Source organism: Natronocella acetinitrilica, from assembly GCF_024170285.1.
In the GTDB taxonomy this organism is placed as follows: domain Bacteria; phylum Pseudomonadota; class Gammaproteobacteria; order Nitrococcales; family Aquisalimonadaceae; genus Natronocella; species Natronocella acetinitrilica.
Genome location: NZ_JALJXV010000009.1, coordinates 154,341 through 178,584, shown reverse-complemented (window position 1 = coordinate 178,584; position 24,244 = coordinate 154,341). Strand labels below are relative to the sequence as shown.

The following is a 24,244-nucleotide window of genomic DNA, read 5'->3' as shown; positions in this document are numbered from 1 at the left end:
TGGACCGAGCATAGACCGAAATGCCACGCCGGGGCATCGAGGTCCCGACGCGACAGGGACCCTACGCCACCTCAGCCAGTCGGACCAGCGTGGCAGCCAGCAGACGGGCGCCATCCTCCGCCTGATCGGGGGTGATGCTTTCCGCCGGATGATGGCTGACACCGTCCTTGCACGGGATAAAGATCATCCCGGTGGGACAGTGCCGCGCCAAGTGAATGGCGTCATGGAACGCACCGGACATGAGCCGTGGCGCTTCCATGCACAGATCCCGCTCGGCGGCCTCGGCGACCGCCCCGGTCACCGCATCCGGAAATACAACCGGGTCGATCCGCGACAGCCGGGTGACCTCCACCGAACAGCCAGCCCATTCGCCCGCCGCAAGGTCGCGGAAGGTTGCTTCCAGCGCATCCAGCCTGGCCTGGTCGGGATCGCGAAGATCCACGGTAAACACCGCCTCATCGGGAATGGTATTGACCGAGTCCGGCGACACCCGGAAGCGGCCGATGGTGAACCGCGTTTCGTCGGCATCATCCCGGGCCTGTTCGCGTAGCGCGACTGCAAGCGCACAGGCACCCTCCAGGGCATCGCGGCGCGCCGCGCGGGGCGTGGTGCCAGCGTGGTTTGCCGTACCCCGCACGGTGAACTCGAACCAGCTCACCCCCTGAATACCCGTGACCACACCAGCACGGGCGCCAGCCCGCTCCAGTACGGGCCCCTGTTCGATATGCAGCTCCACGAACGCCGACATGGGCGTCGCGAAATCCGCAGTCGGCACGCCCTGCGCTTCAAGACGGGCAAGGCAAGCGTCGGCGGCTTCGCCGAAACTGATGCCCTCACCGTCGGTGAGCGCGCGGGTCTCCTCAAGGCTGCGGACGCCGACAAAACAGGCCGAACCGGAGGTACCCGGCGAGAACCGAACGCCCTCCTCGTTAGTCCAGGCCACGACTTCCAGCGGACGCCGGGTGGCGATTCTGGCTTCATGCACGGCCCGCAGCGCCGCAAGCCCGGCGAGCACTCCATAGGCGCCGTCGTAGGCGCCACCGGCCGGCTGGCTGTCCATGTGGCTGCCAGTGACGACCGGTGGCAGGTTTTCATCGCCGCCCGGCAAACGCAGAAACACATTTGCCGCCGCGTCCATGCGCACCGAGCAACCCAGCGCACGCCCTTGCTCAACCAGCCAGAGACGGGCCTTCACGTCATTTTCATCCAGGGCGAGACGACCCACCCCGCCGTCCGCCCTGGCACCCAATTGCGCAAGGTTGCGCAGGTCTTCCCACAACCGTCGGGAATCAACCGCAGCGGCGGCTCGGGCGGATTGATCAGGCATCAGTCATGTACCTCGAAATGCAGTTCTACGGGTTTGCAGTCATCTCCATTGATCGGAATAATATCCTGCGGACAGGCCGACATGGCAACGATGCAGTCCATTTCTGCGCGCAGATCCACATAATCCCCAGGCCGGGAAACCGGCGCACACCACTGGATCTTCATCTGGTCATCCACCGGGATATTCATCCACAGATTGAGCGGCTGCGGTACTTCAGGTGCCTCCAGACCAATGGCCTGCATGGCCAGACGGAGGTTGTCGGCGCAGTTGTCGTGGTAGCCTTCGACGCCCAGGGTCATGTAGCGGTAGAGATCGCAGGCCGCCATCAGGGTGTCATGGATGCCCGGTGAGGTATCAGCGGTCAAGGTCATGATGGGGCGCCGACGATTGCTCATCAGCGGATCACCGACCTTGGGGATCAAGCCGTCGATCCAGGCCCGGCCATGCTCCCAGGACATGAACTCGTTGAGGTTGTCCTGGTTGAATGCCCAGGTATCACAGACCTGGGTGCCGTGGGTATTGATGATGCGAATGGTCTGACCGGCCTTCACACGCACCGCACGTCCACCGCGGGCGGCCACATGGTAGCGCTCGCCGATCACCGGCGTGCCGTCGGCGGAGATCGGGTCTTCCAGGGTGTGGTTGCTACCGCAGGGTTTGCTGTTGAGCTGCGGCATCGTGGCAATTCGGGCGTGATCGAAACTCATGACATTCTCCTCTGATTAGATACTGCGCTCGCGCCAGGTATTCAGAAACTGCTGAAGGCGTGGGCTACTTGGGTTACGAAAGACTTCTTCGGGCTTGCCGGATTCGACAATTTTCCCGGCATCCATGAAGACGACGCGGTCGGCCACGTGGGCGGCGAAGCCCATCTCATGGGTGACGATGACCATGGTCATCCCCTCTCGGGCGAGCTGTTTCATCACCTCAAGAACCTCACCGACCAATTCCGGGTCGAGGGCCGAGGTGGGCTCGTCGAAATACATGACCTGGGGCTTCATTGCCAGGGCGCGGGCGATTGCAACACGCTGCTTCTGCCCGCCGGAAAGCTGTTCCGGATAATGATCGGCACGATCGACAAGACCGACCCGCTCGAGCATGTCCATGCCCTGTTTCTCGGCCTCACGGCGCGACAATCCTGCAACCAGGCGCAGCGCCTCGGTGACATTCTCCAGCGCCGTGCGGTGAGGCCAGAGGTGGAAATGCTGGAACACCATGCCGATGGGCGCGCGGACCCGGTCGATGGCTCGCTCACTGGCGCGCACCCGCATGCCACCCTGATCCTTGTAGCCGAGCAGCTGGCCACCGATATGCACGCTGCCTGCATCGTATGCCTCGAGAAAAGCGAGGCAGCGCAACAGGGTGGATTTACCCGACCCCGACGGCCCGATGACACACACGACCTCTGATGCAGCCACCGAGAAATCGATGTCCTTCAGAACCTCCGTATCACCGAAGGTCTTGCCGAGCCCCTTCGCCGAAACAACGGCGCCTTCCACCGAACTATCCTCGACCGGCTGGACCCGTTCAGCTGCTCGCATGTCCTTCTCCTCCTCTCTGCACGGCCCGCACCCGCGGCGTTTGCCGGGCCTTGAGTCGATGCTCCAGGTAGTAGCCGCCGCGGGCCACGATCTCGATGATCAGCCAGTAAAGCAGTGCCACCGCGACGTAGGGTTCAACCACCACAAAGGTCTGATTGACGATGGTGGTGGCGTTCTTGGTTAGATCATCCACCGAAATGACGGACAACAGCGCGGACTCCTTCACCAGGATGATCAACTGGTTGGTGCTGGGCGGCACGATCAGCCGCATCATCTGCGGAATCTGGATGCGGGTCAGCACATGCCAGCGAGAGATACCAAGCATCCGCGCGGCCTCGACGTGACCCGGCGGTATGGACTTGAACCCGGCCCGGAAAATCTCCGCGAAGTAGCCGGCGCCATAGAGCCCGATGCCCACCAGCCCGGCCACTTCCGCTTCCAGGCGCAGACCGATGCTGGGGCCTCCGAAATAGAGCAGGAAGAGAATCACCAGCAAGGGCGTACCGCGACAGATCTCCACATAAGCGGCGATCGGCCAACCAAAGACCTTGGGCTGCGCCAGGCGCAGGGACGCCAGCGCCAGACCGAGCACGATGGCGATGATGCAGCCGACAAAGCAGATCCAGACGGTATTCCACAGCCCCAGCAGGATCAGGCCGCGCATGTCGATGAGCAATTGAAAGTCGATCATGACCGTCGCCTCCTAGTCCGCGGCCAGGCCGCCGCGCATCCGCCGCTCGAGCAGCGCGCTGATACGGGCCAGAACCAGGTTTACCGACAGATAGATCACCGCAGCCGCGAGGTAGGTCTCCAGCGGCTGGAAGGTGCGGGAGACGATCTGATCGCTCACCCGCATCAATTCGGTGACGGCGATCACCGACACCAGAGAGGAATTCTTGAGGATGGTGATGACCTCGTTGGTCAACGGCGGCAGCGTCAGGCGAAAGACCTGCGGCATGAGTATGCGTCGACGGATCGTCCACATGCCCATGCCCACCATGCGGGCGGCCTCCACCTGACCGGCCGGCACATGGGCCAGGCCACTGCGGAAGATCTCCGCCTGGAAGGCAGCCGTATTCAATGACAGGGCGAGAATCGCCGCTGTAATCGGTGCCACCTCGATGCCGATATCCGGCAACAGGTAATAAACCAGCAAGAGCTGCAGCAGGATGGGGGTCCCACGCCAGAAACTGCGATACAACCCGCAGGGCCAGCGGATGATCCGATACTGGCTGGTGAGACCGAAAGTCAGGGTGACCCCGAGCACCAGGCCAACCCCGATCGCAGACAAGGACACGATCAGTGTCGTCATCAGCCCCTGGGCGAAAACGCCGTAGTGTCCGATCAGTATGTCGATCATGGGAAGCTCCGGCCGGGCGGCGGGGACTGGTCCGGCCGGTGCCGCCTATGGGCACCGGCCGGGGCGGCACTCACTCTGCGCCAGGCAATTCCAGGGGCACATTCATGGGGGCGCCGAACCACTTCTCCTGCAGTTCGTTGAGAATGCCCTCTTCGTTGAGCCGGCGGATCTGCTCATCCATGAAGGCATTGAGGCTCGCGCTCTCTTCGTCCGGACGACCGGCCCAGGTGAAGTAACGGGGCTCACCGAAGGTATCCACCACCTCGAAAACGTCCGGGCGGGTGCGTTCGGCTTCCAGGACGTTGGGGAGGCTGTTCACGACCGCGTCAACGCGGCCGGCGGCCAGGTCGGCGTAGGCTTCATCGACAGCGGTGTAGGTACGGATACGGGAGACCGGAGTACCGGCCGCCTCAAGCTCTTCGGCAAGCGCCTCCAGAGCCTGCAACTGGGCCGAACCCGCCTGGGCCGCGGCAACCTTTCCAGCGATGTCTTCCGGCGTGCTGATGCTGTCGTCACCGGCCCGCTTGAGGACGGCCATGGTCGCGTCGGCGATGGGAGCGCTGAGATGGTAGCGTGCGATTCGCTCGGGCGTCGCAGTGACGGAAGTCACCACGTAGTCGAAGCGGCTCCGCTCCAGGCCGGGCAGGATGCCCTGCCAGGGCAGATCCATGCGGATCAGTTCGACACCCTCCATATGCGGCATGATCTCCGCCATGAGGTCAGCGGAATAACCAACGATTTCACCGTCCTCGATGAACTCGTGCGGGGCATAGCGGGCCTCGGTGCCCACCGTGAAGACGCCCTCTTCCAGAATCTGTTCAAGCAGGTCCGCCGACGCCGTGGGCATCGCCGCCAGGGCGATGACTGCAGGTGCCGCCAGCGCCGTGGCAACTCGTTTAAGGTGACGTGTGCCGAAGAAGCTTTTCATTGTTGCAACCTCCGAATCATGCAGGAGCAGGAGCTGTTCAGTGATTTCGCAGGCCCAGTGAAACAGTTTCTTTGCAACAACAAAATTGGTATTTTTTGCAACTCACTCCACAAATATTGATGTAAATTCGCACCAAAAAGGGGCGTTCATGAAACTGTCCGCAGCCGACCTGAAAAGCCTCGCCGTGTTTCGTGCCGTGGCCGAGCACCGCGGCTTCGCCGGTGCCCAGACGGCACTCAACATGAGCCAGTCCGCCATCAGCTTTCATGTACGCGCGCTGGAGGAACGCCTGGGTTTCACTGTCTGCCGACGCGGCCGGCAGGGTTTCGAACTCACGGACCGGGGAGCCATCGCCTACGAGCGGGGCAAGGTTCTTCTCGCTGCGGTGGACGACTTCGACAGCGAAATGGGCGAGCTGCGAAGCACGGTCATCGGCACGCTGCGCTTGGGCATCGTCGATAACACCATCATGGATACAAACCTGCGCATGGACGCCGTGGTGCGGGAATTCCTGCGCAAGAACCGTCAGGCCCGGCTGGATATCTCCGTGGGCAGCCCAGATCAGTTGATGGGCGACATCGCCAACGGCGAGCTGCAGCTCGGGATCCTGCCCGAGACCAGCCAGATGGAAGGGCTGCAGTATCGCCAGATCTACACCGAGGTTCACAGCGTCTACTGCGCCCGGACGCACCCGTTGTATGGCTCGCCGGACGAGACCATGACCATCGACGCGCTGATCGAGCACCCGTTCGTGGTGCGCCCCTACGCCAACCTGCAGGAATTGCACAGCTTTCCCGGCGCCATCGTGGGTGCCCACGCCTCGAACATGGAGGCCCAGGCCTTGCTGATCTTGAGCGGCCACTACATCGGCAACCTGCCCAACCACTACGCAGCCCAATGGGTCCAGAACGGTGATCTGCGCCCTCTCATTCCGGACCGGATCAGCATTCAGTCGCCTTTTTGCGTGGTCACCCGCTCTGGCCGACGGCCGTCATTGATCGTGCGCAACTTCATCCAGGAACTGATCGCCCAGTCGTGGCAGATGGCCCATGACGACGACAAGGTAGGGGCGGTAACGGAGGGATAATGCGCCTCTCCGACGGATGATCATGCCGTCAAAACCGGAGGCGGAGGTCGGGTGCGCCACTCAGGGACCGTCAGCGACAGGGATGTCGCTGTCGAGCCTACATGGAGGTATTCACGGCGTGTCCCTGAGTTGCGCACCCGACCTCCGCCCCTCAACGCGCATCATCCCCCCCTCGCGGCAAACCCATGCACAAGGGCAGAGCCACCATGGCCAGCACCATGGCCGGTGCCATGGCGGCCGCCGGATAGCCGGTGAGATCGAGGAGCACGCCACCGAGCAGCGGCACGGCGAAGGACAAGGCGTAGCCCACCGTGTACATCCCCGCCGCCAGGGGAGCCGGACCCTCGTCAAAGGCCAGGGAGGGTGGCAGAGTCACCAGCAGAATCAGCATGATGCCGGTGGTGAAGCTCACCACGAAGGCCGCCAGCAAGGCGGGAGCACCGGGTAGCAGCAAGAACAGAACCATGCATAGCAGAGCCGTGCTGGTCATGGCCAACAGAGTCGGCCCACTGGACCGTACCCATCGCCCGGCATAGCGGAAAGCCAGCATAGACGCCGCCACTTGGGCGGAATTGAACAGCAACAGGCCCACCGCCAGCAGATGCACCTCGCCGCGACCCGCCAGCACAGTCGCCATGTAGGCGTTGGCGCCGAAGAACAGCGAACCGCTGGTTCCGAGCAGTAGACCCATGCGCCATACCAGACTGTGCCGCCAGGCGGGCATCCAGATCGGCACCGCCTGGGCGGCCCGTTCCTCCCCAGGCCGCCGATAGAGCGCGAAGCCGGCGACACAGAGCAGCGCCGGCAACGAGACGATAGCCAGTGCCAGGCGCCAGTCCTGTCCGGCCATGGGCAGAAACAGCGGAATGGTCAGCCCGGCGCCAATGACTTCCCCGACCAGCATGCCGTTCATGTAGACCGCTGTGCCCAGGGCGACTCGCCCCGGACACCAAACGGTCAGCAGCGCCGGCAGTGCCGGCTGCACAACTGCAATGCCAAGCCCCATGGCGGCGGTAATGAGGTAGAGCTGCCAGGGCTCCATGGCCAGACCCCGGGCCGTGGAGGTGATCGCCACGATGAGCAGACCGATGGCCACCGCGCGACGTGCGCCGGTCACGGTAATCATGAAAGCCCCGGCCAATGCAGCCACGGACAGCAAAAGCACCGGAATCGTTGTAAGAGCGCCGGTGCCAATACCGCCCAGCCCCAGATCCTCGGCGATCCGTGGCGCCAGCGGTGGCCCCATCATGATGGGCATGCGCAGGTACAAGCCGGCCACCCACAGCAACACGAAGACGGGAATCTGGCTTACCCACTCAGGACGTGGATCCGCAGCGTTCACGCATGCCCTCCCATGGTTGTTTTGGCGCAGACAGTAGCACGTCGCTGCTCGACCAGGCCGCTGCGCGGATCGCGCATCCCGGGGAACGTTGCCGGGCCGGCGACGTCAATGCGATTGGAAATTTCGCAAATAACGATAGAGTAGATTCATGGATCGCACTGCCGAGGGCTGCCCGATAACCGCTGCTGCCCGCCCCGCCCGGGCGGCACCGATCATTGCCCGGCGGAGAGCCTGCTGATGCGCCGAGGCATTTGGGTGGGACTGATCGGACTTGCGGTGGTCGCGGTCTTGCTGGTTGCAGCGATGCGCCCGAGCCCTGATGACGCCGCCGGCAGAGCCGGTGACACCGGCGTGCCAGCCGACGAAACCATGCTTGCCGAACGCCGCGGCGCGCTGGTGGACCAGATCGTCGTCACCCAGGAGACAGATGCCGGCAAGATCACCGGCCTGATCCAGACAGGCTCACATCAAGTCTTTGCCCAGGGCATTACCAGCAGCACGGTGTTCCGGCAACTGCGTGCAGCGCCCCGCGCGGCGCACGACTTGTCCTACGGCTCGTCGGTGGAGTTGTCCTTCAACCCGGCAGGACCCCGCTTCAGCAATGGTGAGATCAACCCCTTTCATGTGCCCGCAATCCGCGAAGCCTTCAACAAGCTGGTGGATCGGCGACACATCGCCGAAGAGATCTATGGCGGCCTGGCGGTGCCACGCTTTCTGGCGCTGAACACGGCATTTCCGGATTACGCCCGCCTCGCGGACGTGGCTCGGGAGCTTGAGCTGCGCTATCAGCATGACCCGGAAGGCGCGGAGCGGATCATCAGCCGCGAGATGGAACGCCTTGGCGCACGCCGCGAACGCGGTCGCTGGACCCACGACGGCAGAGTACTGCGGGTGGTTCTGCTGATTCGCACCGAAGATGAACGCCGACAGGTGGGCGACTACGTCGGGAATCTTCTGGAGGATATCGGCTTTCAGGTGGAGCGGCGCTACCGCACCGCGGAAGAAGCCTCCCGCATCTGGATTGCCAGCGATCCCGCCGCCGGACAATGGCACATCTACACCGGCGGCTGGGTGTCCACCCGTATCGAGCGGGATCTCGCTGCCAACTTCAGCGCCTTCTACACGCCCCGCGGCCGGCCAGAGCCACTCTGGCAGGCCTATACCCCCACCGAGGAATTCGACGACATCGCCGACCGGCTACAGCGGCGGGACTACCAGTCCTGGGACGAGCGCCAACAGATGATGGCCGACGCCCTGCGCCTGTCCATGGAAGACTCGGTGCGCATCTGGCTGGTGGATCAGCTCAACATCTGGCCTCGCTCCACAGACGTGCAACTCGCCGTGGACCTGGCCGGGGGCATGTCCGGCTCGGCGCTGTGGCCTTACACCATCCGCTACCGCGACCGGGTGGGCGGCAGCATGCTGTTCGGCGCACCCAGCGTATTGACCGAGCCCTGGAACCCGGTTGCCGGCAGCAACTGGATCTTCGACAACATGATCACCAACGCGCTGCAGGATCGCACTGTCATGCCGGACCCGTTCACCGGCCTCCACCTGCCGCAACGCCTGAGCGGTGCCCTGGTCTCGGTGCAGGAGGACATTCCCGTGAGTCGCAGCCGTTCCTGGCTGGACCTGGAGATGTTGCGGGAGATCGAAGTCAGCGACAGCGCCTGGATCGACTGGGATGCCGAGGAACAGCGCTTCATCACCGTGGGCGAACGTCACCCGGACGGGCTCACCGCCCGCACCCGGATCCGGCTGGAATACGAGGACGATTACCTGGAGCGGCGCTGGCATGATGGCAGCCGGGTTTCCCTGGCGGATATCGTGCTGCCCTGGATACTGAACTTCGATCGCGCCAAGGAGGAAAGCCGCCTTTTCGACGTGGCCCACGTGCCCACCTTCGAAGTGTTTCAACGTCACTTCAAGGGCTGGGAAATCGTCTCCCGGGACCCCCTGATAATCGATATCTACAGTGATCAGATCTATCCCGATGCCGAAACGATCATTGCCGCCCGGGTACCCGCCGCCCTGCCCTGGCACACACTGGCGCTGGGCATCCTGGCGGAGCGCGGAGAGGAGCTGGCGTTTTCCTCGAACAAGGCGGACCGCTTGCGGGTCGACTGGATGAGCTTTGCCGCCGGCCCAAGCATTCCCATTCTCGACCGACGCCTGCAAACCGCCCGCAACGATGCCTACATTCCTTACGCGGACGCGCTGCAGCCATTCCTGCGCGATAACGAGCCCGAGGTTCGCTACGCTGCCCTCGCCGACTGGCGGGAGCAGCGGGGTCACTTCTACGTGGGCGATGGCCCGCTCTACCTGCATGCGGTGTATCCGGTAGAGCGCACCGTCGTGCTGCGCCGTTTCGAGGACTTCCCCGATCCGTCCACCAAGTGGCTCGACCTGACCCAACCCGAAATCCCGGAACTCGAGTTGGCGGGCCCTCTGCTGCTCCGCGCAGGCCAGGAGGCGGAATTCACTCTGGGCATCACGTTCCTCGGCGAACCCTACCCGGAGGAAGATGTAGCCGGGGTCCAGTACCTGCTGTTTGACGGGGAGAACATTCCTGCCGCCCGTGGTGAGGCGGAGGCCACCGGCCCCGGCACCTGGACGATCCGCCTTAGCAGCGACCAGGTATCCGGGCTCGGCAGCGGCGCCAACAGCCTGGAGGTCGCCGTGACCTCCCACCGCGTCGCCCTGCCCGCCTTCGTCTCACACGTCTTTGCCACCATACCGGGGCCCGCGGAACAAGCGGGGCTGGAGCCATGAGCACTCTGGGCCAGAACGTGGAAGCCACCACCAAAGGCGCCCTGGTGCGCGACCTGCGCCGGCTCGGTGGTTTCACTGCGCGTCGGCTGATTGCTCTGTTCCTGACCGTACTCGTCGGGGTCTACCTGACCATACTCATCGCCAACATGGGCGGTCGGGTGGACGACTTGCGCCTGGTGCAGATTCGCAGCGAAGCGGCGGAGATGGTACGGGCCGACCCGGCATTCTTCGATTTGCCAAGTCAGGAGCGCAACAGCCTCATCGAACGTCAGGTGCAGCTGGAGGTGGAGCGCCTGCGACTGGATCAGCCCTTCATCCTGCGCAGCTTCAACTACCTCTACCAGGCGATGATCCTGGATCTCGGCAGGGCCGAGCAGATGCACAGCGACAGCGGCGCGAGGGATGTCTATTCCATCATCGTCGAGCGCCTTCCCGCGACACTGCTGCTGTTCGGCACGGCCAATCTGCTGATCTTTTTCGTATCGGTATTCGCCGCCCTGGTGCTGTCCAGGCGCTATGGCAGCGTGGCGGACCGCTCGGTGATCGCCCTTGCCCCCAGCTCGGCGGCGCCGGCCTGGTTCTACGGGATTTTCCTGATCCTCTTTTTCGCCTTTCTGGCGCCGGTGCTCCCCCCCGGCGGCATGGTGCAGGCACCGCCGCCCGAAAGCCGGCTGGATTACGGGCTGAGCGTGCTGCGTCACATGATCATGCCCGTCGTTGCCATGTTCCTGTCGCAGATCTTCATTTCCATCTACTCGTGGCGAACATTCTTTCTGATTCACTCCAGCGAGGACTACGTGGAGATGGCCCGGGCCAAGGGGCTATCGCCGCGGATGATCGAGCGGCGCTACATCCTGCGACCGACACTCTCGCCCATCATCACCAGCTTCCTGCTGATGCTGATCGGTCTGTGGAGCGGGTCGATCATTCTTGAGCAGGTATTCAACTGGCCAGGCCTCGGCAGCCTGCTGTTCCAGGCCATCGGCCATCGGGATACCCCGGTGATCATCGGCTCCGTGGTGATCTTCGCCTACCTGCTGGCCCTGACCGTGTTCCTGTTGGACCTGCTCTACGGTGTGTTGGACCCGCGGGTGCGCATCGCCCAGGGGGGCGGCGCATGACTGGCTGGAGAAAGGGCCTGCTGGAGCTTCGCAAGTATCCATCGGCCGTGGCCGGCATGCTGATCATCGCCTTTCTGGTAGCGCTGTCGGTTTACACGGTGATCGCCATCCCCTACACCCAGGCGCTGGATCTCTGGCGCGGCGGGGATCACTGGCGCCTGCACCCAAGCAATGCCGCGCCAGCCTGGGTAGACACCATCACCCGCGGCGGTCAGGCCCGCACCACCGTGGTGTCCATTGCAGATACGTCGATGGAACAGGAGCTGTTCGAAGGCGGCCGGCAGGTCCGTATCCCGCTGGAGATCGATTACGGATACCGCGGCTTTCCCAGCGAGATGAACCTGTTCCTTCGCGCCAGGGGCCATGACCGGGAGCCCTTCGTTCGCATGACCTGGGTCACCCCCGATGGCCGCGAGATTGCTCTTGGCGGGCGACGTATTGCCCGTGAAGACAGGGTCTCGATCTCCCAGAACCTGACCCTGGAGCGACGCCTCGGCCATGTCCCGCATATCGGCTTGCTCAAGCAACCGGACAGCGGCCCGGAGCCGCAGGTGCTCCAGGGCCGTTATCAGCTGGTTCTGGAAGCGGTGATCTTCGACGACGAGGCCACCATCGACGGCGACCTGGTGCTCTACGGCCAGGTCCATGGGATCGCCGGTACCGACCATCAGCGGCGGGATCTCCTGCTGGCGCTACTCTGGGGCACGCCGGTGGCCCTTGCCTTCGGGCTGATCGCCGCCGTGGGCACCACAATCACCACACTGGTTATCGCCGCCGTGGGGGTCTGGTTCGGGGGCCTGGTGGATGCGGTGATCCAGCGCCTTACCGAGATCAACATGATCCTGCCGCTGCTGCCCATCCTGGTCATGGTGGGCACCCTGTATTCCACCAGTATCTGGCTGATGCTCGGTATCGTGGTGGCGCTGGGCATCTTCAGCGCCGGGATCAAGATGTACCGTGCCATGCTGCTGCCCATCCGTGAGGCCGCCTACATCGAAGCGGCACGTGCCTATGGCGCCAGCGATACGCGAATCATCCTGCGTTACATGATCCCGCGCATTCTGCCGGTGCTGATCCCCACCTTCGTCACCCTGATCCCGACCTTTGTCTTTCTCGAGGCGTCGCTGGCGGTGCTGGGGCTGGGCGACCCGGTTCTACCCACCTGGGGCAAGGTGCTCAATGACGCCCAGGCCCAGAGCGCGCTCTACAACGAGCAGTACTACTGGGTGATCTCCCCGGCCATTCTGCTGATGCTCACGGGGCTTGGTTTTGCCATGCTCGGCTTCGCCATGGACCGGGTCTTCAACCCCAGGCTACGGAGCGTCTGATGAGCGAGCAGACACCGCTGTTGTCGATCCGGGATCTCAATCTGCATTACCACAGCAGTGGCGGCATTGTCCGGGCCGTAGACGGCATCAATCTGGATATCCACCGCAATGAAGCCCTGGTGGTGCTGGGTGAGTCAGGCTGCGGCAAGAGCTCATTGGCAAAGGCGCTGCTGCGCCTGTTGCCACGAAACGTGGCCACCTACTCCGGGCAGGTACTGCTCCACGGCAAGGACACCATGCCGATGACGGAAGAGCGCTTCCGCCGGGACGTCCGCTGGAGCCGCATCTCCATGGTCATGCAGGCCGCCATGAATTCCCTCAACCCCGTGGTGCGGGTTGGCGAGCAGGTGGCGGAGCCGCTCAGGGTGCTGCAGCAGTGGAGTCGCCCCAAGGCCATGGCGCGGGTCGCGGAAGTCTTCGCGCTGGTGGGGATCTCCACCGACTTCCTGCAGCGCTACCCCTTCGAGCTGTCCGGCGGCATGCGGCAGCGGGCAGTGCTGGCCATGGCCCTGGTCACCCGTCCTGAACTGATCATTCTCGATGAGCCGACCTCGGCGCTGGACGTACTCACCCAGGCCAGCATCATGAACGTGCTGAAACGGATCAAGCAGGAGACGGGAACGAGTTACCTGATGATCACCCACGATGTGGGCACCTCCAGCGAACTGGCCGATCGGGTTGCGCTGATGTACGCCGGCCAACTGGTCGAGACGGCCTCTGCCAGTGAATTCTTCAACGAACCGGCACACCCCTACTCCAAGCTGCTCATGGCCAGCGTACCCCGGTTGCGCCAGACAGAGCGCCCCGGTGCCATCCCGGGGCAACCACCGAGCCTATTGAATCCGCCGGATGGTTGCCGCTTTGCGGCGCGCTGCCCGTCTCGTTTCGACCGTTGCCTGGCGGATCCGCCGCCCATGGCGCTGAACGAGCGGCGCCGGGTGAGTTGCTGGCTGTTCGACCGGGAGGCCCCAGCATGAGCACACCGCTGCTGGTGGCCCGAGGGCTGCATACCTGGTTCGAAGTCCGCCGCTGGGGATTCTTCCGTGTCGGCTTCGTGCGCGCCGTCGACGGCGTCGACTTCAGCCTCGCCAAGGGCGAAGCCGTGGCCTTCGTCGGTGAAAGCGGCTGCGGCAAGAGCTCGCTGGCCCGCACCCTGCTGGGCCTGCATCTCCCCACTGACGGCGATGTCAGTTTCGACGGTCAGGACATGCGCAATCTGAGCAAGGCGGAGTTGCACGCCTATCGTGCCAAGGTGGGTTACGTGCAGCAGGACCCATATGGCGCCCTGCCGCCGTTCATGGATGTTCGACGCATCCTCACCGAGCCGCTGATCGTCCATGGGGTGAAGGATGCCGCTGAGCGGGACCGGCGCATCCGCGAGGTGCTCGAAGAGGTGCGTCTCAGCCCGGCGGATGACTTCCTTCCCAAATTCCCACACCAGTTGAGCGGCGGCCAGCAGCAACGGGTGGTGATCGCCCGGGCCTTGATCCTGGAGCCGGAGATGATCATCGCCGATGAGCCGGTTTCCATGCTTGATGCCTCGGTACGGGTCGAGATTCTCAACCTGCTGCGCAATATCCAGATCAACCGGGGGCTCTCCCTCGCCTTCATCACCCACGACCTCTCCACCGTGCGGCACTATGCCGAGCGCATCTTCGTGATGTATGCGGGGCGGATCGTGGAGACAGCGCCGGTGGAGGAATTGCTGGATCATCCCCAGCACCCCTACACCCAGGCCCTGCTCGCCGCCATCGCCGACCCCGACCCGGACAATGCCGACCACCAGCGCGACGTGCCGGTGGGTGAGGCCCCAAGCCTGCTCAACCCGCCTGCCGGCTGTCGCTTTCATCCCCGCTGCCCACAGGCCATGGGCGGCCTGTGCGATGTGGAGCTACCCCCTGATTTCGAACCACGGCCCGGCCATCTGTCGGCCTGCTGGCTGCACCGGGAGCAGGAGTAGCCCATGCCGATGCTGCTTGGGGGCCTGCTGGTGAGCGCATCCGGGCTGGGCCTGCTGCTGGCGATGGTGGCACGTGCCCTGGAGCCGGGGCTGCTGTTGTCGCTGCTGGGCTTCTGCGCGGCCTTCGCCGGCACCCTGATGATGATCGGCGGCATCATCCGCATCGCCAGCCGTGGACCGCGACGGTTTTAGGAGCCCTTGTCAGCGGTGCGTTACGCGCTGCGCGCTAACACACCCTACGGCGGGCAAGGCCAAACGTAGGGTGTGTTAGGCCGAAGGCCGTAACGCACCACAACGGCGGTGGTGATGCCCCCAGGGCCACACAGGCACAAACCGCGGTCCGGTGCGCCGCTCATGGACCGTCAGCGACAGGGATGTCGCTGTCGAGTCCCCAGGGATGGGTTTACGGCGTGTCCATGAGCGGCGTGCCGGAACGCGGTTCCCCGATCCAACCCGTGAGTGTGTTAGCGCGCAGCGCGTAACGCACCGACTCAACGCCGGCCGTGACCCCCCGACCCGACGGCAGAAACCATCACGCCGAGTTCCCCACCCGCTGGGCAAGGGCCAACAAGGCGCAGTCCGTTCCTGCCGCCGCCGCGAAGCCGATACCAACGGGGCAACCGTCGATCTGCATCCACGGCATGACCACCTGGGGCAGGCCACCGCAGCCGGCGATGCAGGTGATACGCATGGCGCGAACCCGGAAATCCTGCACCTCCTCCGCCGTCGCCTCGAAGCGCAGGGCCACGTCCGGTGCGCCGGGCAGCAGCAGGACTGCACCGCCTTTCAACTGTTCGGCCAGATAGGCGCGCACCCGATCCCGCCCAGCCCTGGCCAAGGCGTAATCCTCTTCCGTGATAGTCGACGCGATACGGAAGCGCTCACCCACATCCGGTCCCATCTCGGGTTTATGCTCGGTGATCCAGTCGCCGTGGGCCTGCCAGGCTTCCCAGCCCTGCTGTCGGCGGAAAAGCTCTGCCCAACCTGCCAGACCACCCTCCACCGTGCCGATCTCATCGTGGACCAATGGCAGACCAAGGCGCTGCGCGATCGTGCCGGCAGCAGCCATCAGCGCTTCCCGCACAGCGGGGCGCAACAGGTCGAGCACATCGCTCGGCAACCACAGACGAGTCGGCGTGAGTTTCCGCTCATCGTCCCCCAGCAGCGCAGCACCAACCCGGCTCATGATCGCTGCATCGTCCGCGAACCAGCCACAGGTATCAAAGCTCGGCGCCAGCGGCGCGGCACCATCCATGGCGATACGGTCCTGCGTGGTACGAATGCCGTACACCCCACAGAGGCTCGCCGGAATACGCACTGAACCGCCGGTATCGCTGCCCAGGGCGAAGTCAACCAGCCCGGCGGCCACTGCCGAAACAGACCCGGAGGACGATCCCCCTGTATTGCGCCCCGGTGCACGGGTGTTCACCGGCGCACCGTAGTGATGGTTGCGGCCCGCCAGGCTGTAGGCCAGTTCATCGGTGTGGGTCTTGCCCACCATCTCGGCGCCGGCATCAAGCAACGCCTGAACACAGGATGCAGTCGTGGTTGCGACGGGATGCGTCCTCAGCCAGACAGGACTGCCAAAGGCCGTGGCCTGGCCAGCCACGTCGTAAAGATCCTTTACGCCAAAGCGTAAGCCGGAGAGTGACCCCTTCCCTTTGGCTGGCATCGCATCGGTTGAAATAAAGGCGTTGACGGTGTCGTCACGCAGGAGCCGTGTACTCAAGTCTCACCCCCTGGGCATGCACATCCCTGGTGCGTGAATGACGCAGATGCACCAACATGAGGCATCTGCCTGGAAGTTTCAGCGCCGGATAGACACGAAATCCGAATCGGGCCTCTGATGCAGGAATCGTGCGCACATGGTCGGCGATCAGCGCACAGTCTGGCAGGTTGCTTGCATTCCCCATAGGAAAGAATTGTTCTTGACAGGAAACATCGCCCCGGTTGAAGTGTGCGAAGTCCGGTGCCGGCGCACACCGGGGCGACGTGAATTCAGCAGTGTCCTCACAACAGGCACTGATAACCAGAAGGAGCCCTCCACATGCTGCCCGATCACGTCCAGAGCCTGCTCTCCGATAACGACGTCCGCTTTATCCTGGCCCAGTTCGTGGACATCCACGGCGTGGCCAAGACCAAATCGGTACCTGCCAACTGCCTGCAGGCGGTGGTGGAGGAAGGTGCCGGTTTTGCCGGCTTCGCCGTCTCCGGCCTTGGCATGGAGCCCCATGAGTCGGACTTCATGGCACGGGGGGATCTCAGCACCCTCAGCCTGGTCCCCTGGCAGCCGGGCTATGCCCGCATCGCCTGCACCGGCTACGTGGACGACAAGCCTTACCCACTGGATACGCGTTACGTGCTGCAGCAGCAGATTGAGCGCCTGAGCAAACACGGCTGGACACTGAACACCGGCCTGGAGCCGGAAATGTGCCTGTTCCAGCGGGACATCAATGGCGGCCTGCGCCCGGTGGATGAGAGCGATACGCTGGACAAGCCCTGCTACGACTACAAGGGCCTGTCCAGGTCCCGGGAATTCCTGGAGCGGCTGGTGTGCAATCTGCAAGAGGTCGGGTTCGACATCTACCAGATCGACCACGAGGACGCCAACGCCCAGTTCGAGATCAATTACACCTACAGCGACGCACTCACCTCTGCCGATCGCTTCGTGTTTCTGCGCATGGGTGCGGGGGAGATCGCCCACGACCTGGGCATGATCTGCTCGTTCATGCCCAAGCCGCTGTCCAGCCGCACCGGTAACGGCATGCACTATCACATGTCCATCACCGACGAGGCCGGCACCAACCTGTTCCACGACGACAGCGACAGCCAGGGGCTGGGCCTTTCGCAGATGGGTTACCACTTCCTGGGCGGCCTGCTGCACCACGCCCGTGGCCTCTGCGCCCTGGCCGCGCCGACGGTGAACTCCTACAAGCGGCTGGTGGTTGGTGGTTCGAACTCGGGAGCCACCTGGGCACCGGTGTATGTCACCTACGGCGACAACAACCGCTCGGCCATGGTGCGCATCCCCTATGGCCGCCTGGAATACCGGCTGCCGGATGCGGGCTGCAACCCCTACCTGGTCACGGCAGGGCTGATCGCCGCCGGACTGGACGGCGTGGAACGCAAGCTGGATCCGGGCAAGCCCCAGAACATCAACCTCTACAGCCTCAGCGCCGACGACTGCCGGCAGCGCGGTATCGACGTACTGCCGCAGACCCTGAACGAGGCCCTGGATGATCTGGAGGCGGATTCCCTGTTCTCCGAAGCGCTGGGCAGCGGAATCATCTCTGAATTCATTCGCCTCAAGCGGGATGAGTGGATCGAGTACAACCGCCACGTCTCCCAGTGGGAGGTGGAACGCTATGCCGAGTTCTTCTGAGACGGCTGCAACGGGAGACACAACATGTGCGGCATTGTAGGTCTGTATCTCAAGGACGCCGGACTGGAATCCAGGCTCGGCGCGTTGTTCGAGCCCATGCTCCTATCCATGAGCGATCGCGGACCGGACAGTGCCGGTTTCGCCATCTATGGCGACGAGGTAGCGGCGGGCAACATCAAGTTCACACTGCAGAACGAGGATCCGGCCCATGATTGGGACGGCCTCATGCAGGGACTGCGGAGCACGCTGGACGGCAAGCTGGACTGGTTCCGCAACACCAGTGCGGCAGTGGTCAAGACCAGCGCTGACGAGACCTCCGTGCGGGACTACCTGGCCGCCCACTCTCCCGACACCCGGGTCATGAGCGTCGGCCGCAGCATCGAGATCCTCAAGGGTGTGGGACATCCACGGCTGGTGGCGGAACGATTCAGCCTCTCCGGCATGGCGGGCAGTCACATCATTGGCCATACCCGCATGGCGACGGAGAGCGCGGTCACCATGTCGGGCAGTCACCCGTTCTCCACCGGGCATGATCTCTGCCTGGTCCACAACGGCTCACTGTCGAACCACAATCAGCTCCGCCGGGAACTGGTGCGCCACGGCCTGCGCTTCGAGACCGAGAACGACTCCGAAGTGGCCGCCGGCTATCTCACCTGGCGGATGCGCGAGGGCGCGAGCCTGAGCGAGGCACTACGAAGCGCCATCGACGACCTGGACGGCTTCTATACCTTCACCGTTGGCACCCGCCACGGCTTCGCCGTACTGCGTGACCCCATAGCCTGCAAACCGGCGGTACTCGCCGAAACCGAGCAATTCGTGGCCATGGCCTCGGAATACCGGGCACTGGCACGCCTGCCGGGAATCGCCAATGCGAAGGTCTGGGAACCGGAGCCCGGCAAGGTCTACGTCTGGGAGCACAGTGCACGGCACGTCGAGGAGACCGGTACATGAAGCACATCAGCCTCGCTGAACACAGCGTGCGTGAACTCAATCAATTGCTCCACGACCAGGCCCGGGAACTCACCGAACCGGCCTGGCGCGTGAGCGACCCGGACGGCCGTCATGCAATCGCCGCCGGACTGGATCAGGACCTGTCGGTGGATATCGAAGGGCACGCCGGCTACTACTGCGCCGGCATGAACCAGAAAGCCACCGTGACGGTGCACGGCACCGTGGGGGTCGGCGTTGCCGAGAACATGATGTCCGGCATGGTGCGGGTGAAGGGCAATGCCTCCCAGTCCGGCGGGGCAACGGCCCACGGCGGTCTGCTGGTGATTGAGGGGGATGCCTCGGCCCGCTGCGGCATCTCCATGAAGGGAGTGGATATCGTGGTCGGCGGCAACGTGGGCCATATGAGCGCATTCATGGGTCAGGCGGGACGGCTGGTGGTCTGCGGTGATGCCGGCGACGCCCTGGGCGACTCGCTCTACGAGGCCCGGATCTACGTGCGCGGCAAGGTGGCCTCCCTGGGTGCGGACTGCATCGAAAAGGACATGCGCCCGGAACACCTGGAAGAGCTGGCCGCCCTGCTGGAACAGGCAGGCATCGACGCCGACCCGAAGGTCTTCCGGCGCTATGGCTCCGCCCGCCAGCTCTACAACTTCAAGGTGGACAACACCGACGCCTACTAGGCGTGCAACCCGATTGGGAGAGCACCACCATGAGTGACCAGGACTATCGGCCGGGGCTGCGGGAATCCGCCACCTTCGACCGCAGCACCATCCACGAGATCCAGCGGGCGGCGTCCACCGGTATCTACGATATTCGCGGTTTCGGCGCCAAGCGCAAGGTCCCGCATTTCGACGATTTGCTGTTTCTCGGCGCCAGCATGTCCCGTTACCCGCTGGAGGGTTACCGGGAAAAGTGCTCCACTGATGTGATTCTGGGCAACCGGTATGCCAGCAAGCCGCTGCATCTGGATATCCCCGTCACCATCGCCGGCATGAGTTTCGGTGCCCTCTCCGCCCAGGCCAAGGAAGCGCTCGGCCGGGGGGCGTCGGCCGTCGGCACCAGCACCACCACGGGTGATGGCGGGATGACCGACGAAGAGCGGGGCCAGTCGCGCCATCTGGTTTATCAGTACCTGCCCTCCCGCTACGGCATGAACCCCAACCACCTGCGCATGGCCGATGCCATCGAGGTGGTGCTGGGTCAGGGCGCCAAGCCCGGTGGCGGCGGCATGCTGCTGGGTCAGAAAATCAGCGACCGCGTGGCCCAGATGCGCACCTTGCCCAAGGGCGTGGATCAGCGCAGTGCCTGTCGCCACCCGGACTGGACCGGGCCCGACGACCTCGCCATCAAGATCGAGGAACTGCGGGAGATCACCGACTGGGAGAAGCCGATCTACGTGAAGATCGGTGCCACCCGCACCTATTACGACGTGAAGCTCGCCGTGAAGGCGGGCGCCGACGTGGTGGTGCTGGATGGCATGCAGGGGGGCACCGCCGCGACCCAGGAAGTATTCATCGAACACGTGGGCATACCCACTCTGGCAGCCATCCCCCAGGCCGTGCAGGCGCTGCAGGAAATGGGCATGCACCGCAAGGTGCAGCTCATCGTCTCCGGCGGCATCCGCAACGGCGCCGACGTGGCCAAGGCAATCGCCCTCGGGGCGGATGCCGTGGGGATCGGCACCGCAGCAATGATTGCGCTTGGCTGCAATCACCCCCGCTGGGAAGAGGATTACCGCAAGATCGGCTCCGCCGCTGGCTTCTACGACGACTACCAGGCTGGCCAGGACCCGGCAGGCATCTCGACCCAGGATCCGGAGCTGGCCAGCCGACTCGACCCGGTGGACGCCGGACGCCGGCTCGCCAACTACCTGCGGGTGATCACCATGGAGGCCCAGACCATCGCCCGGGCCTGCGGCAAGTCCCATCTGCATCATCTGGAACCAGAGGACCTGGTGGCCATCACCATCGAGGCGGCCGCCATGGCACGGGTGCCGCTGGCGGGGACGGAATGGATTCCGGGCCGGGGCAATGGCGGCTTCTGACCAGGGGCCGGACAGGGGCGACGCATTCGTCCCCAAGACCCTGGCAACCCGCCGCACCGATGCCGAGCGCAGTCATGGCCTGGAGCGTTACATCGGCGCCATGCTGCGCCAGGCAAGGGCGGCTCAGTCGCTGACCATCGCCGACGTCGCCGAGCTGGCCGGGCTTAGCAGCGGCATGGTCAGCAAGATCGAGAACGGCCAGGTGGCCACCAGCCTGGATTCCCTGGCCCGCCTCACTGGCGTACTCGGCCTCACACTCTCGCAGTTGTTCCGGGACTACGACTCACCGGAAGGCAGCGCCCAGCTTGTCAGGGCCGGCGAGGGGCTGGAGGTGGTCCGGCGTGGCACGCGCCAGGGTCACACCTACCACATGCTGGCCTACAGCCGCGGCCATCAACGCAACTTCGAGCCTTTCCTGATCTCCATGGATGACGAAAGCGAGGCCTTTCCCACCTTTCAGCATGAGGGCATGCAGTTCATTCACATGCTGCAGGGCCGCCTGGAGTATCGCCACGGCAAGCAGGTCTACAGTCTGGATCAGGGGGATTCGCTGACCTTCGATGCCCGCGTGCCCCATGGGCCGGAGCGGCTGATCCAGGTGCCTATCCGTTTTCTGGCGATGACGATTTTCGACCAGTGATTGGGCGTCGATAAACGTGGGTTTCGGTGCGTTACGCGCTGCGCGCTAACACACCCTACAGCGGCATGCCCGGGAACGGCTGGCGGGTACGCCGCTCATGGACACGCCGTAAACCCATCCCTGGGGGCTCGACAGCGACATCCCTGTCGCTGACGGTCCATGAGCGGCGCACCCGCCAGCCGTTTGTGCCCTTGTGGGGCGGGCATTGTCACCGCTGTATCGGTGCGTTACGGCCTTCGGCCTAACAGCACCCTACGGCGGGCTTCGATGTGGCACGGCCTCTTGTAGGGTGTGTTAGCGCGCAGCGCGTAACGCACCGTCGACGAACTGGCTATAGGTGCGCCAGGTGTCCTCCACCGCCGCCTCGAACAACTGCTCGCCATGTTCGGCGCAGGCGGACGACGGATCGGACCCCATGCGCCCATCGGGAAACTTGCTGCGGAAATCGGCGCTGTCGCGGAACGGGCCATCCGGTGCCACGCGGGGAGACATTTCAACCTGTTTCGCGGCATCGGGATAGGCGTAGTACGTCAACGAAACTTCTGCCGCCGTGGCGTGGCTGCCGTTCGAGCCGCCATAGAGGAAGTCCGTCACCTCCATCACCCGTCGGCCGAGGAACCAGTTCGCGAGCTTCAGGTGAAACCCGGCGGCACCACCGGCAAGACTCTGCTCGGCGTACAACTCCGAAAAGGCCGCCGTGACGGTGGCGATATTGCCGCCGTGGCCGTTGAGGAAATAGATATGAGTGAAGCCGTGGCGTACCAGCGAACTCACCACGTCAGCCACCACGGCCATGAGAGTGCTTGGTCGCAGGGAGATCGAACCAGCGAAGCCAAGATGGTGCTGTGCCATGCCCACACCCAGGGTCGGGCCAACCAGCACCTGGTGCCGCTCACCGACGCCACGAGCGATCACCTCCGGGCAGATTGCGTCCGTGCCGATCAATCCGTTGGGCCCATGCTGCTCATGGGAGCCAATGGGGATGATGATGCCCCGAGAGTGTTCGAGATAACGTTCCACTTCCTGCCATGTGCAGAGATCGAGCCGCATGTTCACACTCCGCGTTCGGCGTTCAATAGCGATAGCGTTGCACGGAAAACCCCTCCATGGGTAGCGCGGGCTTGTTGCCCAGCATCACATCAGCCACCAGCCTCGCGGAGCCGGCAGCCATGGTCCAGCCCAGGTGCCCGGGCCCGGCGTTCAGGTACAGGTTGCTGATGGGGGTCGCGCCAAGCAGGGCCGGCCCATCCGCGGTCATGGGCCGCAAGCAGGCCCACGGCTCCTGATCGGCCTTGTAGACATGATCAGCCAGTGCAGGCAGCGTCTCGCAGGCACGATCCAGCACCTGCCGGATACGATCCTGCCGCACCGTCCGGTCGTAGCCGGCGAACTCGGCGGTGCCCGAGATACGCAACCGGTCTCCCAGGCGATTGATGGTGAGCTTGCGGGCATCATCGGAGAGCGGCAGGGTCGGCACTGGCAGATCCGGGGTCACCGGCAGCGTGGTGGAATAGCCCTTCACCGGGCGTATGGGCAAGCGCAGTCCCACCTTGCGGGCCAGCCCGGCGGCCTCCGGCCCGGCGGCCAGCAGAATCAAGTCCGCGGTCATGTCGCCCCGACTGGTGGCAACCCGCTCAATACGATCGCTCTTGCGATGTAGAGCATCGATACGCGTGTCGTAGATGAACTGCGCCCCCAGGTCTTCCGCGACGGCTGCCAGGCGCCGGGTGAAATACCGGGGACAGCCACGCTCGTCGTTGGGGTAGAGCACGGCCCCGGCGAGCTGATCCCGGGTGGGTTCCAGCAGCGGTTCCCGACGAATGATCTCATCCACATCAAGCTGCTCATGGGGAATGCCGTAGGGCTCAAGCAGGCGCGATGTCTTGAGCACCGTCTCGAGCCGCGCCCGGCTCTGGAAAAGCTTGAGCATGCCGTGGCGGGTATTGTCGTACTCGATGCCGGTCTCATCACGAATGTGCGCCAGCATCTGCTGGCTGTAGACCGCCAGTCCCGCATTGAGGCGGGTATTGGCCTCTCTCGGGCCGCTCAGGCCATGGTAGAGAAAGCGTATCCCCCAGAGCATGAGATTGGGCAGTTCACGGGCATTAAGCAGCAGCGTGCCATCCTTGGTCGCCAGGCTCTTCAGCAACTCCAGCACGGCCTGGGGCGAGTTCCAGGGTTCCACCAGGCTGGCGTGAATCAAGCCGGCGTTGGCATAACTGCCCTCGGAAGCTGGCGCGGACGCGCGATCCACCACGGTGACGTCGCATCCGGCTCGGGCAAGAAAGTACGCCGTTGTCGTTCCCGTGAGCCCCGCACCCAGAACCAGAACCTTCAACTGATGTGCCTCCCCTGCCCTGAATATCCGAAATGTGATGCTGCGCCGCACATGCTACGCATGTTTCAGGTTATCGTGATAGCCTCGATACGAACGGCATGGAGGCGTGTTTCAGCCCAGTGG

Annotated in this window: 22 protein-coding genes; 12 read left to right on the top strand and 10 right to left on the bottom strand. The window is 64.1% G+C overall.

Features of this window, described 5'->3' with window-relative positions:
- Positions 1-61: 61 nt before the first annotated feature.
- From J2T57_RS18015 to J2T57_RS17990, 6 genes are all read right to left on the bottom strand, one after another.
- A complete protein-coding gene (locus J2T57_RS18015) occupies positions 62-1,327 on the bottom strand; it encodes a M20 family metallo-hydrolase (RefSeq protein WP_253482732.1) in 1,266 nt (421 codons plus the stop codon).
- A complete protein-coding gene (locus J2T57_RS18010; RefSeq protein ID WP_253482729.1) occupies positions 1,327-2,034 on the bottom strand; it encodes a DUF1989 domain-containing protein in 708 nt (235 codons plus the stop codon). Before J2T57_RS18010 ends, J2T57_RS18015 begins: the two co-directional genes overlap by 1 nt.
- A gap of 15 nt (positions 2,035-2,049) precedes the next feature.
- A complete protein-coding gene (locus J2T57_RS18005; protein WP_253482726.1) occupies positions 2,050-2,868 on the bottom strand; it encodes an amino acid ABC transporter ATP-binding protein in 819 nt (272 codons plus the stop codon).
- The gene (locus tag J2T57_RS18000) at positions 2,855-3,559 is read right to left on the bottom strand and encodes an amino acid ABC transporter permease (protein ID WP_253482723.1); all 705 of its coding nucleotides are present in this window, start codon (positions 3,557-3,559) and stop codon (positions 2,855-2,857) included. Before J2T57_RS18000 ends, J2T57_RS18005 begins: the two co-directional genes overlap by 14 nt.
- A 12-nt stretch (positions 3,560-3,571) precedes the next feature.
- Positions 3,572-4,228 carry an amino acid ABC transporter permease gene (locus tag J2T57_RS17995; RefSeq protein WP_253482720.1) on the bottom strand — a complete coding sequence of 219 codons (657 nt, stop codon included), beginning with the start codon at positions 4,226-4,228 and terminating at the stop codon, positions 3,572-3,574.
- Between the two features lie 70 nt (positions 4,229-4,298).
- Positions 4,299-5,156: a transporter substrate-binding domain-containing protein gene (locus J2T57_RS17990; RefSeq protein ID WP_253482717.1), complete on the bottom strand. Its 858-nt coding sequence runs from the start codon at positions 5,154-5,156 to the stop codon at positions 4,299-4,301.
- A 148-nt stretch (positions 5,157-5,304) separates the two neighbouring features.
- On the opposite strand from J2T57_RS17990, the gene J2T57_RS17985 reads away from it, so the two are divergent.
- On the top strand, positions 5,305-6,243 hold the full coding sequence (locus tag J2T57_RS17985; protein WP_253482714.1) for a LysR family transcriptional regulator: 939 nt from the start codon (positions 5,305-5,307) through the stop codon (positions 6,241-6,243).
- Between the two features lie 151 nt (positions 6,244-6,394).
- Here J2T57_RS17985 and J2T57_RS17980 read toward each other — a convergent pair whose 3' ends face one another.
- Positions 6,395-7,585: an MFS transporter gene (locus J2T57_RS17980; RefSeq protein WP_253482711.1), complete on the bottom strand. Its 1,191-nt coding sequence runs from the start codon at positions 7,583-7,585 to the stop codon at positions 6,395-6,397.
- Positions 7,586-7,822: 237 nt separating this feature from the next.
- On the opposite strand from J2T57_RS17980, the gene J2T57_RS17975 reads away from it, so the two are divergent.
- Genes J2T57_RS17975 through J2T57_RS17950 form a run of 6 tightly spaced genes read left to right on the top strand, consistent with a single transcriptional unit; the run spans position 7,823 to position 14,958 of the window.
- Positions 7,823-10,357 (top strand): ABC transporter substrate-binding protein, encoded by a 2,535-nt coding sequence (locus tag J2T57_RS17975; protein ID WP_253482708.1) that lies wholly within the window; start codon positions 7,823-7,825, stop codon positions 10,355-10,357.
- Complete coding sequence (locus J2T57_RS17970; RefSeq protein WP_253482705.1) at positions 10,354-11,478, top strand: ABC transporter permease; 1,125 nt, start codon at positions 10,354-10,356, stop codon at positions 11,476-11,478. Before J2T57_RS17975 ends, J2T57_RS17970 begins: the two co-directional genes overlap by 4 nt.
- Positions 11,475-12,806 carry an ABC transporter permease gene (locus J2T57_RS17965; RefSeq protein WP_253482701.1) on the top strand — a complete coding sequence of 444 codons (1,332 nt, stop codon included), beginning with the start codon at positions 11,475-11,477 and terminating at the stop codon, positions 12,804-12,806. The genes J2T57_RS17970 and J2T57_RS17965 overlap by 4 nt, the downstream gene beginning before the upstream one ends.
- Positions 12,806-13,783 (top strand): ABC transporter ATP-binding protein, encoded by a 978-nt coding sequence (locus J2T57_RS17960; RefSeq protein ID WP_253482698.1) that lies wholly within the window; start codon positions 12,806-12,808, stop codon positions 13,781-13,783. Before J2T57_RS17965 ends, J2T57_RS17960 begins: the two co-directional genes overlap by 1 nt.
- Positions 13,780-14,766, top strand: coding sequence for an ABC transporter ATP-binding protein (locus J2T57_RS17955; protein ID WP_253482695.1), 987 nt, complete (start codon positions 13,780-13,782; stop codon positions 14,764-14,766). The genes J2T57_RS17960 and J2T57_RS17955 overlap by 4 nt, the downstream gene beginning before the upstream one ends.
- A 3-nt stretch (positions 14,767-14,769) precedes the next feature.
- Positions 14,770-14,958 (top strand): hypothetical protein, encoded by a 189-nt coding sequence (locus tag J2T57_RS17950; RefSeq protein ID WP_253482692.1) that lies wholly within the window; start codon positions 14,770-14,772, stop codon positions 14,956-14,958.
- A gap of 340 nt (positions 14,959-15,298) precedes the next feature.
- On the opposite strand, the gene J2T57_RS17945 is transcribed toward J2T57_RS17950, so the two are convergent.
- Complete coding sequence (locus J2T57_RS17945) at positions 15,299-16,495, bottom strand: amidase (RefSeq protein ID WP_253482689.1); 1,197 nt, start codon at positions 16,493-16,495, stop codon at positions 15,299-15,301.
- Positions 16,496-16,813: 318 nt separating this feature from the next.
- Between J2T57_RS17945 and glnT the strand changes: the two genes are divergently transcribed.
- The 5 genes from glnT to J2T57_RS17920 are packed head-to-tail and all read left to right on the top strand — an operon-like array spanning position 16,814 to position 21,783.
- Entirely contained in the window at positions 16,814-18,148 is a 1,335-nt protein-coding gene (gene glnT, locus J2T57_RS17940) for a type III glutamate--ammonia ligase (RefSeq protein ID WP_253482686.1), read from the top strand.
- 24 nt (positions 18,149-18,172) lie between these two features.
- On the top strand, positions 18,173-19,099 hold the full coding sequence (locus tag J2T57_RS17935; protein ID WP_253482683.1) for a class II glutamine amidotransferase: 927 nt from the start codon (positions 18,173-18,175) through the stop codon (positions 19,097-19,099).
- Positions 19,096-19,779 carry a GltB/FmdC/FwdC-like GXGXG domain-containing protein gene (locus J2T57_RS17930; RefSeq protein ID WP_253482681.1) on the top strand — a complete coding sequence of 228 codons (684 nt, stop codon included), beginning with the start codon at positions 19,096-19,098 and terminating at the stop codon, positions 19,777-19,779. Before J2T57_RS17935 ends, J2T57_RS17930 begins: the two co-directional genes overlap by 4 nt.
- Positions 19,780-19,808: 29 nt before the next feature.
- Positions 19,809-21,143, top strand: coding sequence for an FMN-binding glutamate synthase family protein (locus J2T57_RS17925; protein ID WP_253482678.1), 1,335 nt, complete (start codon positions 19,809-19,811; stop codon positions 21,141-21,143).
- Positions 21,130-21,783, top strand: a complete 654-nt coding sequence (locus J2T57_RS17920) for a helix-turn-helix domain-containing protein (RefSeq protein ID WP_253482675.1) — start codon at positions 21,130-21,132, stop codon at positions 21,781-21,783. The genes J2T57_RS17925 and J2T57_RS17920 overlap by 14 nt, the downstream gene beginning before the upstream one ends.
- Before the next feature lie 294 nt (positions 21,784-22,077).
- On the opposite strand, the gene J2T57_RS17915 is transcribed toward J2T57_RS17920, so the two are convergent.
- Positions 22,078-22,833, bottom strand: a complete 756-nt coding sequence (locus J2T57_RS17915; RefSeq protein ID WP_253482672.1) for a creatininase family protein — start codon at positions 22,831-22,833, stop codon at positions 22,078-22,080.
- A gap of 22 nt (positions 22,834-22,855) precedes the next feature.
- Positions 22,856-24,121 carry an FAD-dependent oxidoreductase gene (locus tag J2T57_RS17910; protein ID WP_253482668.1) on the bottom strand — a complete coding sequence of 422 codons (1,266 nt, stop codon included), beginning with the start codon at positions 24,119-24,121 and terminating at the stop codon, positions 22,856-22,858.
- Positions 24,122-24,244: the final 123 nt, after the last annotated feature.